Origin of the sequence: Herbihabitans rhizosphaerae (genome assembly GCF_004216555.1) — a bacterium.
In the GTDB taxonomy this organism is placed as follows: domain Bacteria; phylum Actinomycetota; class Actinomycetes; order Mycobacteriales; family Pseudonocardiaceae; genus Herbihabitans; species Herbihabitans rhizosphaerae.
On record NZ_SGWQ01000007.1, the window covers coordinates 226,424 to 241,322 of the forward strand.

The following is a 14,899-nucleotide window of genomic DNA, read 5'->3' on the forward strand; positions in this document are numbered from 1 at the left end:
ATGGTCTTATGCAACAGAACCATTACTACGTGGAAGCCTTGCGTTTGGTGACCGACCTCACCAACGAGCCGCTCGTGGATCTGGCCGATCTGCGCCGCCGGTGCGCTGAATCCGACATGTTGCTCGACGCGGAGGCCGAGGCGGACGACGTCGACGCGGTGCGCGAGCTGGTCGCCCGGTGGACCGAGATCGTCGACGCGGACACCGAACAGCGGCGCGTCGATCTGCTGAACGCGCTGCTCGCCGAGACCGCCGCCTACCCCAGGATCACCGACCACGACGGCTCCGGCTGGCACCTGCACTACCGCGACGACGGCGTATCACTGGCCGTGGTGCTCACGGTTCTCGTCGCGATGGCGGCCGCGCGGCACCTCACCGACCTCGGCATGCACCGGCTCGGCCGGTGCGCGCTGGCCGAATGCGGCGCGGCGCTCGTCGACGTCAGCCGGGGCGGCCGGCAGCGGTACTGCTCACGGGTGTGCGCCAACCGCGACGCCGTGCGCCGGCACCGCGGGCGCGCTCAGGAGAGTACGACCGGCAGCGTGTCCACGGCGTAGACGATCGAGGTCTGGCGGTAGGCCAGCTCGCTGGCCGGCACGTGCAGCCGCATCGACGGGAAGCGCCGCACCAGCGCGGGGTAGGCCGCGCGTAGCTCCATCTTGGCCAGCTCCGCGCCGATGCACCGGTGGATGCCGTACCCGAACGCCAGGTGCGAGGTGGGCTTGCGGGTCGGCTCGACGCTGTTCATGTTCTCGCCGAGCGCCTCGTCGCGGTCCGCGCCGCTCAGCGACACGATCACCACGTCGCCCTCGGACAGCGTGACCCCGCCGATCTCCATGTCCTGCTTGACGAACCGGGGGAACGCCACCTGCACGACGGTCAGGTAGCGCAGCAGCTCCTCGACGAACGGGCCGATCGCCTCGTCGTCGTCACGCACCAGGCGCATCGCCTCCGGGTCGGACAGCAGCACGACCGCGCCGAGCGCGAGCATGCTCGCCGTGGTCTCGAACCCGCCGGTGAGCACGCCGTCGGCGAGACCGGCCAGCTCGAGGTCGGACGTCTCGTCCCCGTGCTCCTTGATGATCATGCCGAGCAGTCCGTCGCCCGGGTCCTTGCGCTGCTGCTCGACGACGCCCAGCAGGTAGTCCAGCGACTCGGAGATCGCGCCGAGTGACGCGCCGGCCCCGCCGTACAGGTCGAACCTGGCCATGGCGAGCCGCTGGAAGTCGTCGCGGTCGTCGTACGGAACGCCGAGCAGCTCGCAGATCACCAGCGAGGGGATCGGCAGCGCGAACTCCTGCACCAGGTCGACCGGGCCGTCGACCTTGGCCATCGCGTCCAGCTGACCTTCGATGATGTCGTGGATCCTCGGCGTGAGCCGGTTGAGCCTGCGCATCGTGAACTCGGGCGTGAGCAGCTTGCGCAGCCGCGTGTGCACCGGCGGGTCGGCCATGCCGAGGCCGCCGGGGTTGCTGTCGGTGGACGCGCCCTGGCCGACCAGGTTCGCGAAGTCCGTGCTCACGTGCTTGGCGCCAAGGATCTGCTTCGCCTCGGCGTGCCCGGTGACCAGCCACGCCTTCAGGCCGAACCGCAGCGGCAGGCGCCTGATCGGCTCGCCGGCCTTGTACAGCTCGGGTATCGGGTCGAGCCCGTCACGGCGCAGCGGCACGAGCACCTTGTCCGGCAGCATGCCGATACTCGACAGGTCGAGCCCGCCGCTGCCGCCCTTCCTGGCCATGTAGCGCCGGGCTATCCAGGAGATGACCCGTGATTTCAAAGTCCCCACGACACCAACCTACAAGGCATGCTGACATTTCAGCCAGCGGCTTCTAACATGTCAGGCATGGGCGACTCGACGGCCGCGTTCGCCGGCCTGCTGCGGTACGGCGGGGACTTCGTGGAGACCGTGGTGGACAGCGCGCGCGGTGCGTGGCTGACCACCACGGACGGCAGGCGAATCCTCGATTTCACCTCCGGGCAGATGTGCGCCACGCTCGGGCACAACCACCCGGCGATCGTCGACGCGATGCGTTCGGCAGGCGATCGGGTGCTGCACCTGTTCAGCGGCATGGTGTCGCCGGACGTGATCGCGCTGGCTGGCGAGTTGCTCGATCTGCTGCCGGAACCCTTGCGGCGCACCATGTTCCTGTCCACCGGCGGCGAGTCCAACGAGGCGGCGCTGCGCCTGGCGAAGCTGCACACCGGCGGGTTCGAGGTGCTGGCGCTGACCGGATCGTGGCACGGCATGACCGGCGGCGCGTCGTCCAGCACGTACAGCGCCGGCCGCAAGGGTTACGGCCCGGCGATGCCCGGCACGATGGCGCTGCCCACACCGAACGCCTACCGCTGCCCGATCAAGCACTGCCGGGACCGGTGCGACCTGGCCTGCCTGGACGCCGGAATGTCCACAGTGGACAGCCAGTCGGTCGACGCGGGCGCCGCGGTGATCGTCGAGCCGGTGCTCAGCTCCGGCGGGATCGTGCCGCTGCCGGACGGGTATCTGGCGCGGCTGCGGGAACTCGCCGACGAGCGCGGCATGCTGCTGATCGTGGACGAGGCGCAGACGGCGCTCGGCCGCACCGGCTCGATGTTCGCCTTCGAGCGGCACGGCGTGGTGCCCGACGTGCTCACGCTGTCCAAGACGCTCGGCGGCGGGCTGCCACTCGCGGCGACCGTCACCTCCGAGGAGATCGAGCAGGACGTGTACGAGAAGGGATTCCTGTTCTTCACCTCGCACGTGTCCGATCCGCTGCCCGCGGCGGTCGGCCGGGCGGTGCTCGCCACCGTGCTCGCCGAGCGGCTGGTGGAGCGCGGCGCCGAGTTGGGCGCGCGGCTGCGCGACGGGCTGAACTCGTTGCGGCACAACCACGAGGCGGTCGGCGACGTGCGCGGTGTCGGGCTGATGATGGGCGTGGACCTGGTGACCGACCGGGACTCGCGCACGCCGGCCGAGGACTTCGGCGCGGCGGTCACCGCGCGGTGCCTCGAACTCGGGCTCAACGTCAACATCGTGAAGTTCCGTGGGCTGGGCAGCGTGCTGCGGATCGCGCCGCCGATGACGATCACCGAGTCGGACCTGGACCTCGGGTTGGAGATCCTGGACCGTGCGCTGACCGAGTGCGCCGCGGCGAGTCCAGCGGCATGAGCCTCACCGACGAGGCGTACCGCAGGTTGCGCGCCGAGATCGTCAGCGTCGGACTGGCGCCGGGCGCGGAGGTGTCCGAGGCGCGACTGGTCAACGAGTTCGCCCTGTCCACGGCGGCGGTGCGCGGCGCGCTGGCCCGGCTGCGGGCCGAGGGGTTGGTGGACGCGGTGCCCCGGCGCGGGCACGTGGTCTCCGCGATCACACTGCGGGACGTGGACGAGGTGTTCCAGATGCGGCTGCTGCTCGAGCCGGAGGCGGCCGCGCTGGCTGCCGTGCGGATCGACGAGCGGACGCTGGAATCGTTGCGGGATCAGGGAAAGCACGACTACGACCCGGCATCGAGGGAGGGCGTGGCCGGCTTCCTCGCGGCGAACCGGGAGTTCCACGTCGGGGTGGCCGAGGCCAGTGGGAACGGCCGGCTCGCCGCGGTGATCACGCGGCTGCTGGGTGAGGCGGAGCGGGCGACGCATCTGGCGCTGGCGGCGGGAGCGGGGGAGCGCGGGCTGCGGCTGCACCACGAGCACGACGATCTGGTGGACGCGCTGGCCGGTCGTGATCAGGTGATGGCCCGCTGGCACATGACCACCGCGCTGGAGTCGTTCCGCGGTGAACTCACCGAGATCCTGCGCTCCAGCGAGCAGATCATGACCGTGGCCCTGTGACTCGCCGTCAGCGGCCGGCTGGTTCGAGGACCGGCGAGGCGGTGGCCGCCCGAGCCTGCCGCGGTGCCGGCACCTCGATGCCGATCGTGGCCTGGCGCGGCCGGTGCGTGGTCGTCGCCGGCTTGCGCAGGTAGGCCAGGGTGATCGCGGTGCCGATCCGCGGCAGGTCCGTCGCGTGCCGGAACACCAGGTACAGCGGTTCGGTGCGCGGCTGGAACTTCGACTTGAACGCGTGCAGCGAGCGGAATCCGTAGCACGGTTCGAGCGCGGAGCCGAGCATGTCGAGCAGGCGGCGCAAGCGGGTCGGCCGTTGTCCCTCGGCCCTGGCCAGCGGGGCGCCGGACAGGGACACCACCGCGGCGCCCTCGTCCTGGAAGGTCAGGCACGCCGAGGCGATCATGAAGTCGATCACCAGGCGGAAGCCGTCGGAGCGGCGACGCATCAGGTCCAGCGTCCAGCCGTGCGGCCGGCCGTCCGAGCCCATGATCGGCAACCAGGACGTCACGCCGTGCACGACGCCCTCGGCGTCCACCGCGATGCCGACCCGCACCCTCGGGTCCAGCGCCTCGGTGATGCCGCCGAGGGTGAAGCCGAGCTCGGGCATCCGCTTGTTCCGCAGCCAGTTCGTGGACAGCTCGCGGACCTGGGCGAGCACGGCGGGCTCGGCGTCGGCCAGGGTGATCAAGCGGAACTCGATGCCCTCCTTGGCCGCCCGGTTGCGCGCGGTCCGCACGTCCTGCCACTTCTTGCCCTGGAACTTCAGACTGGGCAGGTCGATCAGGTTGTCCTGGGCCACCTGGACGTTGCGCCAGCCGTCCTCGGCCAGGTCGTTCGCGGTGTCCGCGCCGACGGAGAACCAGCACGGCACGAGGCCGGAGCGGGTGCAGTGCGCGGCGAACTCGTCCGCGGCGGCGCGCTGCCAGTCGGGGGAGCCGACCGGGTCGCCGAGCGCGATGGCCACGCCGGCGTGCTGGCGGTAGGCGAGGTAGCCGTCGCCGTCCGGTGCGATCAGGTACCGGGTACCGCGCCAGGTCGCCATCCAGGACAGGGTGCCGCCGCCGTGCCTGGCGAGCAGGTCGGTCGCCGCGTCGGGGACGGTGGTCAGCCGAGCGTGCCGGTCGGTGCGGCGGACGAACAGGGCGCCGACCGGCAGCGCGAGCAGCACGGCGGTCAGGTGCACCACGTCGGCCAGGTTGCCGAGTACGAAGAGCGCGCCGACGACGTAGCCGACGAGTCCGAGGCGCAGCAGGGTGCGGTGCGGAGCGGGGAAGGTCGCCGACACGATGGCCGCGGTGGCCAGCGCGCCGCCGGAGGGGCCGACGTCCAGCGCGTGCGCCCACTGGTCGGTCCAACTACCGCCGAGCCCGATCAGCGCGGCCGCGCCGAACACCCCGGCCACGTGGCCGTAGGCGAACGCCAGCATGGTCCGCTTGGTGCCCATCCGGATCTCGGCGAACCCCACGCAGATCGCGAAGCTGCTGAGCACCGCGACGTAGCAGAGCGGGTTCACCGCGAACGGCATTCCGGTGAACACGGCCCACCACCGGCCTTCGGAGAAGGACGGGAGGCCGTAGGAGACCGTGTGTCCCCACGGCTTCTCGGCCACGCGTGTGATGAGGGTGCCGGCGATCGTGCCGAGCACCACCATTGTCACAAGTCCCGTCACCGTGAACGGAACTCGGCGAATAAGCGATCCCATCGTCGTCTCCCTCGCTCACGGCCGGTTCTTTCCTGAAATACTGCCGTCGCCGCGTGACTGACACACTGGTGGTCGATCCCGAACAAATGGTGGAGTTAACTCCACCATCCGATGTGGACGCGCGCCAGGGCGGTCGCTCGAACCTGGGTCGAGACGGCGCGGAAGCCTTGCCGCACAACGTTTTCCCTGGTCAACGATGGAGTGAAAGGCTCGCTCTGTTGGATTTCCTGTTGAACGGTCAACCCCAGCTAATGAAATCCTCGAGACAAGCTCAAGCCCACATATGACATGAACGAACATCGCCCCAATAACGGGCGCAACGAAATGTCTGAAAATGCATTTGTCGGGCTAGTTATCCACAGGCACGACTTATCCACAGGTGGATCTTGAGCGCCCCACTGCCCGTCAACCACCGATACAATGGTCTGGTGGGGTGCCCCGGTGCGGGTGGGGGCTACGTCCAGTACGTAGGGCGAGATCGAGCTGGGGTCGGGTGGGGTTCAGAGGGGGCGTTCGAACAGGACGCGGTGCTTGTCAGAGCCGTCGTAGTTCGGGATCGGGTCGCTCACCGAGAAGCCCACGCCGCGGTGGAACGCGATCGACGTGTCGTTGCCCGGCGACGTGATCGCCCGGACGACGCGACACCCGTGCGCCCGGAACTCGGCGAACGAACGCTCGTACATCCGGGCGCCCAGACCGGTACGACGGAGCCCGGGAGCCACCCCGGTGAAGTGGATGTACGCCTCATCGGGCACCGACGGCGACACGAACGCCACCACGAACCCGGCGAGCTCGCCGTCCGCGCCCTCCGCGATCGTGCTCGTCGTGAAGAAGTGATCCAGCATGAGCCGCTGCAGCAGCCCCGAGATCGGCCACCCCCACCAGTCGTCGGCCACCGCCACGATGCGCTCGAAGTCATCCGGCCGGGCGGTCCGCAGCGTGCTCGTCATGCGCCCCACCCTACGAAAAGTCCGCGTTGAGAATCAGAGCTGGCCAGCGTCGGTGATGTGCAGGACCGCCACGCCTTCCTCGTCGGAGCCGCGCAGGTCCACCTCGGCGGAGAAGCCCCAGTCGTGGTGGCCGGCCGGGTCGTCGAAGATCTGCCGCACCCGCCACAGGTCCGGCTCCTCCTCGATGATCAACAACGCCGGGCCGCGCGCGTCCGGGCCGGTCTGGATCTCGTCGTACTCCTCGAAGTACGGCTCCAGCGCGGATTCCCACGCCTGCGCGTCCCAGCCGGACTCCGCGTCGAGCGAACCCAGCTCCGCGTACGCCCGGCGCGCGGCCAGCCGCACCCGGTGGAACAACGCGTTGCGCACCAGCACCCGGAACGCGCGGGTATTCGCCGTCACCGCGGGCGGCTTCTCGTCCACGGTGTCCACAGTGGACGGATCGGCGTCCGGGTTGGCCAGCCGCTCCCACTCGTCCAAGAGGCTGGAGTCGACCTGCCGCACGGTCTCGCCGAGCCACGCGATCAGGTCGAGCACCTCCTCGGTCTGCGCGTCCGACGGCACCGTCTGGCGCACCGCCTTGTACGCGTCGGCCAGGTACCGCAGCACCAGCCCCTCCGAGCGCGCGAGCTGGTACAGCCCGGTGTACTCGGCGAAGGTCATCGCCCGCTCGTACATGTCCCGCGCCACCGACTTCGGCGACAGCCGGTAGTCGGCGACCCACGGGTGGCCCTGCCGGTACATCTCGTACGCCGCGGTGAGCAACTCCTCGAGCGGCTTCGGATGGGTGACCTCGTCGAGCAGCTCCATCCGCTGGTCGTACTCGATGCCGTCGGCCTTCATCGCGGCGACCGCCTCGCCGCGGGCCTGGAACTTCTGCGCCCCAAGCACTTGACGCGGATCGTCCAAAGTGGACTCGATGACCGAGAGCACGTCCAGCGGATAGCTGGGTGACTCACGGTCCAGCAGCTCGATCGCCGCGAGCGCGAACGGCGACAGCGGCTGGTTCAGCGCGAAGTCCAGCTGCAGGTCGCCGGTGAGCCGGATCCGCCGCCCCTGCTCGTCCGGCTCGTCGAGCTGCTCGACCACCCCGGCAGCCCGCAGCGCGCGGTAGATCGCGATCGCCCGACGGATGTGCTTGCGTTGCGCCGCAGGGTCTTCGTGGTTGTCGGTCAGGAGTTTGCGCATCGCGGTGAACGCGTCGCCCGGTCGCGAGATCACGCTGAGCAGCATCGTGTGGCTGACCGCGAAGCTGGACGTGAGCGGCTCCGGCTCGGCGGCCACCAGCCGGTCGAACGTCGGCTCGCCCCAGGACACGAATCCCTCGGGTGGCTTGCGGCGCACCACCTTCCGCCGCTTCTTCGGATCGTCACCGGCCTTCGCGAGCGCCTTCTCCGTCTCGACCACGTGCTCGGGCGCCTGCACCACGACCGTGCCGATGGTGTCGTAGCCGGCGCGACCCGCGCGGCCGGCGATCTGGTGGAACTCGCGCGCCTTCAGCAGCCGCGTGCGCACGCCGTCGTACTTGGACAGCGCGGTGAACACGACCGTGCGAATCGGCACGTTGATCCCCACGCCGAGGGTGTCCGTGCCGCACACGATCTTGAGCAGGCCGGCCTGTGCCAGGCGTTCCACGAGCCGCCGGTACTTCGGCAGCATGCCGGCGTGGTGCACGCCGATGCCGTGCCGCACCAGGCGGGACAGCGTCTTGCCGAACCCGGCGGTGAACCGGAAGTTGCCGATCAGCTCGGCGATCGCGTCCTTCTCCGCGCGCGTGCACACGTTGATGCTCATCAGTGCCTGCGCCCGCTCGATCGCCGCCGCCTGAGTGAAGTGCACGACGTAGACCGGCGCGCCCTGCGTCTCCAGCAGCTCGGTGAGCGTCTCCTGCAGCGGTGTGAGCCGGTAGCTGTAGAACAGCGGCACGGGGCGCTGCGCGGAGGTGACCACCGCGGTCGGGCGGCCGGTGCGGCGGGCCATGTCCTTCTCGAACCGGGCGACGTCGCCCAGCGTCGCCGACATCAGCACGAACTGCGCGCGCGGCAGCTCCAGCAGCGGCACCTGCCACGCCCAGCCGCGGTCGGGCTCGGCGTAGAAGTGGAACTCGTCCATCACGACCTGGTCGACCGGGTGGTCCGGCGCGTCGGGGGACTGCCGCAGCGCGAGGTTGGCCAGGATCTCCGCGGTGCAGCAGATGATCGGCGCGTCGGCGTTCACGCTGGAGTCGCCGGTCATCATGCCGACCTTGTCCGCGCCGAAGATCTCGCACAGCGCGAAGAACTTCTCCGACACCAGCGCCTTGATCGGCGCGGTGTAGAAGCTGCGTTCGCCCCGCGCCAGCGCGGTGAAATGCGCACCGACGGCGACCATGCTCTTTCCGGAGCCGGTCGGCGTGGACAGGATCACGTTCGAGCCGGAGACGATCTCGATCAGCGCTTCCTGCTGCGCCGGGTACAGCTCGAGGCCCTGGCCGCGCGCCCACTCGGAGAACGCGTCGAACAGGGCGTCCGGATCAGCGTCGGCGGGCACCACATCGGTCAGCATCGTTTGACGATGGTGCCCGCCGACGGCCCGACGCTCGCGTCCGGGGTGCGACTAGTGGCCGTGGCGGATCGAGATGCTCGGCATGTTGGACGGGCGCGACGGACGCGAGATCCCTTGCGCGCCAACGAGATCGTGTGCGCTGGCGGCGCTCAGGTCGGCGAACGCGCGGGCCACGTCGCGGTCGTCGATGTCGTTGCTGCCGTACATGCGCGGCAGCGGGCGCGGTTGGCGTGCGTGGTTGCGCTCGATGGCGAGCACCGCCAGGGCGACCACGATGAGGGCGAACAGTGCGGCAGTCATGGCAGAAAGTATGCGCCCCGCTAGTTCCCGCCACCAGTGGCAGAGCGGACGTTGTGCAACAATATTCTGCCAACTAGTCTCGCGCCATGCTGCGAACCGTTGCCGCCGTGCTCGTGGACGGCGCCGCGCCGTTCGAGTTCGGCGTGTTATGCGAGGTGTTCGGGATCGACCGAACGGCTGACGGAGTTCCCCCGATCGAGTTCCGGCCGTGTGGCGAACACGCGGGAAAACCGCTCACCACGAGCGTCGGCGCGGCGTTCGTGCCCGAGTTCGGGCTGGACGGCCTGGACGACGCCGACCTGATCGCGGTACCGGCGGCGACCATCCGCGGCGAGTACCCGAAGGCCGTGCTGGACGCGGTGGTCGCCGCGCACGAACGCGGGGCCACCCTGATGTCGGTGTGCAGCGGCGCGTTCCTGCTCGGTGCCACCGGCCTGCTGGACGGCCGGCGGTGCACCACGCACTGGCGTTACGCGGAGCGGTTCGCCGAGCGCTTCCCCGAGGCGAAGCTCGATCCGGACGTGCTGTTCGTGGACGACGGCGACATCGTCACCAGCGCGGGCACGGCGGCCGGGATCGACGCCTGCCTGCACCTGGTCCGCCGGGAGTTGGGCTCTGGTCCGGCCACGGCGATCGCGCGCCGCATGGTGGTGGCACCGCAGCGCGACGGCGGGCAGCGGCAGTTCGTCGAGCTACCCGTGCCGGAGGCCGGCGACAGCCTGCAGCCGGTGCTGGAGTGGATGCTGGACCAGCTCTCCGCCGAGCACACGGTGCCGGACCTGGCGCGGCGGGCCAACATGTCCGAGCGCACGTTCGCCCGGCGGTTCGTCGCCGAGACCGGTATCACGCCGCTGCGCTGGCTGTCCATGCAGCGGGTGCTGCACGCGCGCCGGCTGCTGGAGGAGACGGCGCTGTCCATCGACGACGTCGCCCGCGAGTGCGGCTTCGGCACCACAACCCTGTTGCGCCACCACTTCCACCGGATCGTGGGTGTGGCGCCCAAGGACTACCGGCGCACGTTCAGTTCGGCGCGCGTCCGGCCGTGAGCTTGAGAATGTCGATCCCGCGGTTGTTGTCGGCGACGTAGATGTAGTCGCCGTGCCAGTAGGGCTGCCACGCCGCGGTGTCGGCCTCCCGGTGATACGCGATCTGCGTCGGGTTGGACGGGTCGCTGACGTCGAGGAATCGGGTGCCCTGCCCGTAGAAGGACTGCACGAGGATGTTGTCCCGCACGTCGAAATAGTGCGCCGAGCAGTCCGCGCTGTTGGGATCGCTGCCGTCCTGCCCGGCCACGCTCCAGGTGCCGACGGTGGTCAGCCGGAACGGGTCCGACGGCGTCGACTTCCACCCCTGGCCCTCGTAGGAGCCGGCGAGCGAGGCGATCACCAGCACACCGTCGCTGGCGCAGCCGCTCTCGAACGCCTCCTCGGTGACGTAGATGAGATCACCGGTGGGGCGGTAGCTGTTGTGCATGAACTTCGACTTCGCGGCCAGCTCGTTGATGCCGCCGCCGGCGTACGGGACCGGGTTGGTCGGCGTGGCCTCCCGCGTCCCGCCCTGCACCGGGTCCGGGTGGCTGCCCTGCGTCCAGTAGCCGCGCACGCCACCCCGGCCGGACGCCCACGCGACACCCTGCGCGTCCACCTGCACGTCGTGCACGTAGTCGGTCTTGCCGTCGTTGCGCGCCAGCTCGATCGGATCCGGGAAAACCTTGGGGTTGCGCGGATCCCGGACGTCGGTCACCCAGATCGGCCGCCCGCCCCAGTCCGCCGGCATCGAGCTGGACTTGGCCGGCCCGCCGGTCCACAGGTACTGGCAGTCGTTGATACAGCTCGTGGTGTGTCCGGCCGGAACCTTCGCGTAGCTGAGCTGGACGGGCTTCTCCGGTGTCGAGATGTCCACCACGTAGATGCCGGACTCGCCGGTGTTCGTGTTGCCGCCGAACGCCCTCGGGTCGCGGGACAGGAACATCAGCTTGCGCTTCGGGTCGACCTCGGTGTCCTCGGTCTCCCACATACCCGGCATGGACAGCTCGCCGATCAGCTTCGGCTTGGCCGGGTCGGCGAGGTCGTAGGTGCGCACCCCGAACTCGCCGGACACCGCGATCACCTGGCGTCCGCTGTAATCCAGGAACTGCATGGAGATCGCGCCCTGCGCGTCCGGCACGTTGCCGACGAGATCGACGCCCTTGACCGCACGGGTGGGCGGGCTCGTCCTCGGCGTATCGGCGGCGTGACTGTGACCGCCGCCGTGCAGATGATCGGGGTCGCAGGCCAGTGCGACCGGTGCGGCGAGCACCATCGTCGCGGCAATGGTGAAGGCGAGAAAACCCTGACGGCGCGACATCGCGTACCTCCGTACGTCGCACGGATACCCCAGAAGACTAGAAATGCCCGTCCATGGCGCAGTAGAGCCGATCGACGGGTTGGGGCCGCTGATCCCCGGTGCTAAGAACTGCATGGTGCGCAGGATCGGCGTTGTCCTCACGGCCATGCTGCTTGTCGTCGCCGGGTCGTGCTCGGAGCCCGAGCGCGCGCCGGCGGTGCCCGGCACGTTCTCGGTCGCGCTGTCCGAGCCGGCGCGGTTACTGCCCGCCGAGGTGACCGATCTGCCCGGACGGCTGGTGGCCGACGCGGTGTGGACCCCGCTGTTCGCCGCCCGTACCGACGCACCCGCGGTCCGGCCGCTCGCCGCGCTCTCCGCGACCAGCACCGACCTGATCACCTGGACCGTCCGGCTGCGACCCGGGATGCGCTTCCACGACGGCTCGCCGGTCACCGCACAGTCCTATGTGGACACCTGGCGAACGGTGCTGCTGCGGCAATGGCGGGGTGCCGAGGTGTTGACGAAAACCTTGCGCGCCAAGGATTTCCGGGCCGCCGATCCGCTCACCGTCGAGCTGGTGCTGGAGCGGCCACTCGGTCAGGTTCCGTTGATGCTCTGCGCCGTCGTGCTGGTTCCGCTGCCGCCGTCGGCGCTGTCGGCCGGGAACTGGACGGAGTTCGCCAAGCACCCCGTCGGCAACGGCCCGTACCGCATGGTCGAACCGTGGCGGCCTGGTTCCGGAGCACGGCTGGCCCGGGTCGAGGACTATCAGGGGCCGGCGAAGGGGATCGCGCGGGAGATCACGCTGCGGGTGGCCGCGAACCCGGACGAGCAGTATGAACTGGCCCGCTCCGGCCAGGTCGATCTGGCCACCGAGGTCCCCGGCGGGCGGCACCACCAGATGCACTCCGACTTCGGTGACCGGGTCCTGATGTGGCCGCTGCCCGAGGTGACCATGCTCGGCATTCCCTTGCGGGACAAGCGGTTCACCGACGCGGCCGCCAGACACGCGCTCGCCCTGGCCGTCGATCGCGCCGCACTCGAGGCCGGGCCGTTGCGACATCAGGTCGACGTGGCCACCTCCGTGCTGCCGCCGGCCGTGGTGCTCGGCCGGCGTTCGGCGAAGTGCCGGCCGTGCAACTTCGACCCCACGGCCGCGAAAGCCTTGTGGGAACAGGCGAACTCGCCGGCCACCGAGCTGTCGCTGACCTTTCCCGCCGGCGCGGACGCCTGGGCGCAGGCGCTGGCCAAGCAGCTCGGCGCCACGCTGAACCTGACCGTGTCGCCGAAGGTCGGAGAATCGCAGGACGGGCTGTCCGTACTGACCCGCACGCCGCACACCCGTAGCCCGCACGAACTGCTCGCCTCGCTGACCGCGCTCGGCTACGCCAACGCCGCGTTCGACCAGGCGATGACCGCCGCCGATACGGCCGACCTGACCACCAGCGGCGACGCCTACCGGCGCGCGGAGAACCAGGTGCTGCGCGATCTTCCGGTGCTGCCGCTGTGGTCGGGCCACGGGCACGCGGTCTGGGGGCAACGCCTCAGCGAGGTCACGCCGAGCCCCTCACTGGCCATCGACCTCGCCACCATCAAGGTCGCCTGACAGCACACCTACCCGGCCCACCTACCCCACCTACCCGACTTCCCGCAGCCGGGTGTGTTGACCGCACCGATCAAAAGCCACGCTGAGGTCGAAACTCATTGTCGAGGGCGGTCGCCCTTACGGTGACGGAGAGACAGAGGGCGAGGAACGAGCCCACTGTCTCGGAGGAGCCGTGACTGAACCACCCACGAAACCCAGCCACCCACACTCGGCACCCAGCCACCCACCCAAAAAGACCACAACCCCGTTCGGCGAAGCCGAACCAGGCGACCCTGCCCTCGATCAAAAAACACAGCGCACGCCGAGCAGGCGGACCGGCCGGTCGTCGTCGAACAGGTCGAGCACCGTGAGCGCGGCCCGCTCGATCGCCGCGCCGTCGCTGGTCGGCTCGGGCAGCGTCATGCTCCTGGTGTGCGTGAAGAATGGCGCGAACCGCACCTTCACCGCGATGCGCGCCGCCGGCCGGCCCTCGGTGCGCACGTCCTCGGTGATCCGCCCGGCGAGCACCGCGACCTCCTCGCGAATCCGCGCCGGGTCGGTCAGGTTCTCCTGGAACGTGGTCTCCCGGCTGCGCGAGCGCGGCACGTACGGCGTGCCGACGACCTCCTTGGAGCCGTAGCCGTTGCCCACGTGCCGGTACCACGGGCCCATCGTCGGGCCGAGCCGTCCGGCGAGCACATCGGCGTCCGCGGCGGCCAGATCGCGGACCGTCGTGTACCCGAGTTCGGCGAGCTTGCGCGCGGTCTTGCGGCCGATGCCCCACAGCGCGTCGGTCGGGCGGTCGCCCATCACCTCGTACCAGTTCGCCGCGGTCAGCCGGAACCGCCCGCGCGGCTTGCCGAACCCGGTGGCGAGCTTGGCGCGCAGCTTGTTGTCGCCGATGCCGACCGTGCACCACAGCTCGGTCGCCTCCAGCACGGCGTCCTGGATCACGGTCGCGAAGGCCTCCGGGTCCTCGGTGGTCACGCCGACGAACGCCTCGTCCCAGCCCATCACCTCGACCACCACGAGCCGGCCGTCCGGCTGACGCACCTCGCGCAGGGTCGCCATCACGTGCTCGGACGCCTCGTCGTAGGCGGTCGGATCGCTGGGCAGCAACACCGCGTCCGGGCACCGTTTCGCCGCGACGCGCAACGGCATGCCGGAGTCCACACCGAACTCGCGCGCCTCGTAGGACGCGCTGGCCACCACCGCCCGCTCGGTCGGGTCACCCCGGCCGCCGACGATCACCGGCCGGCCCTTCAGCTCGGGTTTGCGCAACACCTCGACCGCGACGATGAACTGGTCCAGGTCGACGTGCAACACCCACGGCTGAGTGTCAGCCATCGGCCGCGTCGAACTCGGCGAGCACCCGCTTGGGTGCGCGCAGCCGCCACGACTCGGTGAGCAGCTCGGTCAGCTCGTCGACGTCGATCGCGGAGAAGCGCACGAGCACGAGCGGGTAGCCGTCGTAGTGCGGGGTGGTGAAGAACTTGTCCGGATCGGAGGCGATCAGCCCGTCCTTCTCGCCCTCGTCGGCCACCCACAGCACGAGGACGTCACCCTCCTCGCGGATGCGGGCGAATCCCTTGTCCTTCACGCGGAAGCCCGGCGTGCCGTACGACGGCTTCTCCGTCGTGCGCGGCAGCGACAGTGCCACCCGCCGGACGTCGTCCTCGGTCACCATTC

14 protein-coding genes are annotated in these 14,899 nt (G+C 70.0%); 6 read left to right on the forward strand and 8 right to left on the reverse strand.

The genetic code is table 11. From position 1 onward, the window contains the following. Positions 1-29 precede the first annotated feature (29 nt). Positions 30-557 carry a CGNR zinc finger domain-containing protein gene (locus tag EV193_RS21525; RefSeq protein WP_242613555.1) on the forward strand — a complete coding sequence of 176 codons (528 nt, stop codon included), beginning with the start codon at positions 30-32 and terminating at the stop codon, positions 555-557. Here EV193_RS21525 and EV193_RS21530 read toward each other — a convergent pair. Then, positions 521-1,786, reverse strand: coding sequence for a cytochrome P450 (locus tag EV193_RS21530; protein WP_242613556.1), 1,266 nt, complete (start codon positions 1,784-1,786; stop codon positions 521-523). The two genes, EV193_RS21525 and EV193_RS21530, sit on opposite strands and share 37 nt — an antisense overlap. A gap of 57 nt (positions 1,787-1,843) precedes the next feature. Here EV193_RS21530 and EV193_RS21535 point away from each other — a divergent pair, with 57 nt between their 5' ends. Continuing rightward, positions 1,844-3,145, forward strand: a complete 1,302-nt coding sequence (locus tag EV193_RS21535; protein ID WP_130346000.1) for an aspartate aminotransferase family protein — start codon at positions 1,844-1,846, stop codon at positions 3,143-3,145. Then, on the forward strand, positions 3,118-3,807 hold the full coding sequence (locus EV193_RS21540) for a GntR family transcriptional regulator (RefSeq protein ID WP_130346001.1): 690 nt from the start codon (positions 3,118-3,120) through the stop codon (positions 3,805-3,807). The genes EV193_RS21535 and EV193_RS21540 overlap by 28 nt, the downstream gene beginning before the upstream one ends. A 7-nt stretch (positions 3,808-3,814) precedes the next feature. On the opposite strand, the gene EV193_RS21545 is transcribed toward EV193_RS21540, so the two are convergent. Continuing rightward, a complete protein-coding gene (locus EV193_RS21545; RefSeq protein ID WP_242613557.1) occupies positions 3,815-5,473 on the reverse strand; it encodes a bifunctional lysylphosphatidylglycerol flippase/synthetase MprF in 1,659 nt (552 codons plus the stop codon). Between the two features lie 86 nt (positions 5,474-5,559). Here EV193_RS21545 and EV193_RS21550 point away from each other — a divergent pair, with 86 nt between their 5' ends. After that, a complete protein-coding gene (locus EV193_RS21550; RefSeq protein ID WP_130346003.1) occupies positions 5,560-5,793 on the forward strand; it encodes a hypothetical protein in 234 nt (77 codons plus the stop codon). A 213-nt stretch (positions 5,794-6,006) separates the two neighbouring features. Here EV193_RS21550 and EV193_RS21555 read toward each other — a convergent pair whose 3' ends face one another. The 3 genes from EV193_RS21555 to EV193_RS21565 are packed head-to-tail and all read right to left on the reverse strand — an operon-like array spanning position 6,007 to position 9,300. After that, positions 6,007-6,456, reverse strand: a complete 450-nt coding sequence (locus EV193_RS21555) for a GNAT family N-acetyltransferase (RefSeq protein ID WP_130346004.1) — start codon at positions 6,454-6,456, stop codon at positions 6,007-6,009. Positions 6,457-6,489: 33 nt separating this feature from the next. Beyond that, positions 6,490-9,000, reverse strand: a complete 2,511-nt coding sequence (locus tag EV193_RS21560; protein ID WP_130346005.1) for a DEAD/DEAH box helicase — start codon at positions 8,998-9,000, stop codon at positions 6,490-6,492. A gap of 51 nt (positions 9,001-9,051) precedes the next feature. After that, positions 9,052-9,300: a hypothetical protein gene (locus EV193_RS21565; RefSeq protein WP_130346006.1), complete on the reverse strand. Its 249-nt coding sequence runs from the start codon at positions 9,298-9,300 to the stop codon at positions 9,052-9,054. An 86-nt stretch (positions 9,301-9,386) separates the two neighbouring features. Between EV193_RS21565 and EV193_RS21570 the strand changes: the two genes are divergently transcribed. After that, positions 9,387-10,346 carry a GlxA family transcriptional regulator gene (locus EV193_RS21570; RefSeq protein WP_130346007.1) on the forward strand — a complete coding sequence of 320 codons (960 nt, stop codon included), beginning with the start codon at positions 9,387-9,389 and terminating at the stop codon, positions 10,344-10,346. Here the strand turns inward: EV193_RS21570 and EV193_RS21575 are convergent. Beyond that, positions 10,321-11,646: an LVIVD repeat-containing protein gene (locus EV193_RS21575; RefSeq protein WP_242613558.1), complete on the reverse strand. Its 1,326-nt coding sequence runs from the start codon at positions 11,644-11,646 to the stop codon at positions 10,321-10,323. The genes EV193_RS21570 and EV193_RS21575 overlap by 26 nt on opposite strands. 43 nt (positions 11,647-11,689) lie before the next feature. Between EV193_RS21575 and EV193_RS21580 the strand changes: the two genes are divergently transcribed. Beyond that, the gene (locus EV193_RS21580; RefSeq protein WP_242613559.1) at positions 11,690-13,231 is read left to right on the forward strand and encodes a peptide ABC transporter substrate-binding protein; all 1,542 of its coding nucleotides are present in this window, start codon (positions 11,690-11,692) and stop codon (positions 13,229-13,231) included. 282 nt (positions 13,232-13,513) lie between these two features. On the opposite strand, the gene EV193_RS21585 is transcribed toward EV193_RS21580, so the two are convergent. Then, positions 13,514-14,557, reverse strand: a complete 1,044-nt coding sequence (locus EV193_RS21585; protein WP_130346008.1) for a DNA polymerase IV — start codon at positions 14,555-14,557, stop codon at positions 13,514-13,516. Continuing rightward, on the reverse strand, positions 14,550-14,897 hold the full coding sequence (locus EV193_RS21590; protein WP_130346009.1) for an MmcQ/YjbR family DNA-binding protein: 348 nt from the start codon (positions 14,895-14,897) through the stop codon (positions 14,550-14,552). The genes EV193_RS21585 and EV193_RS21590 overlap by 8 nt, the downstream gene beginning before the upstream one ends. Positions 14,898-14,899: the final 2 nt, after the last annotated feature.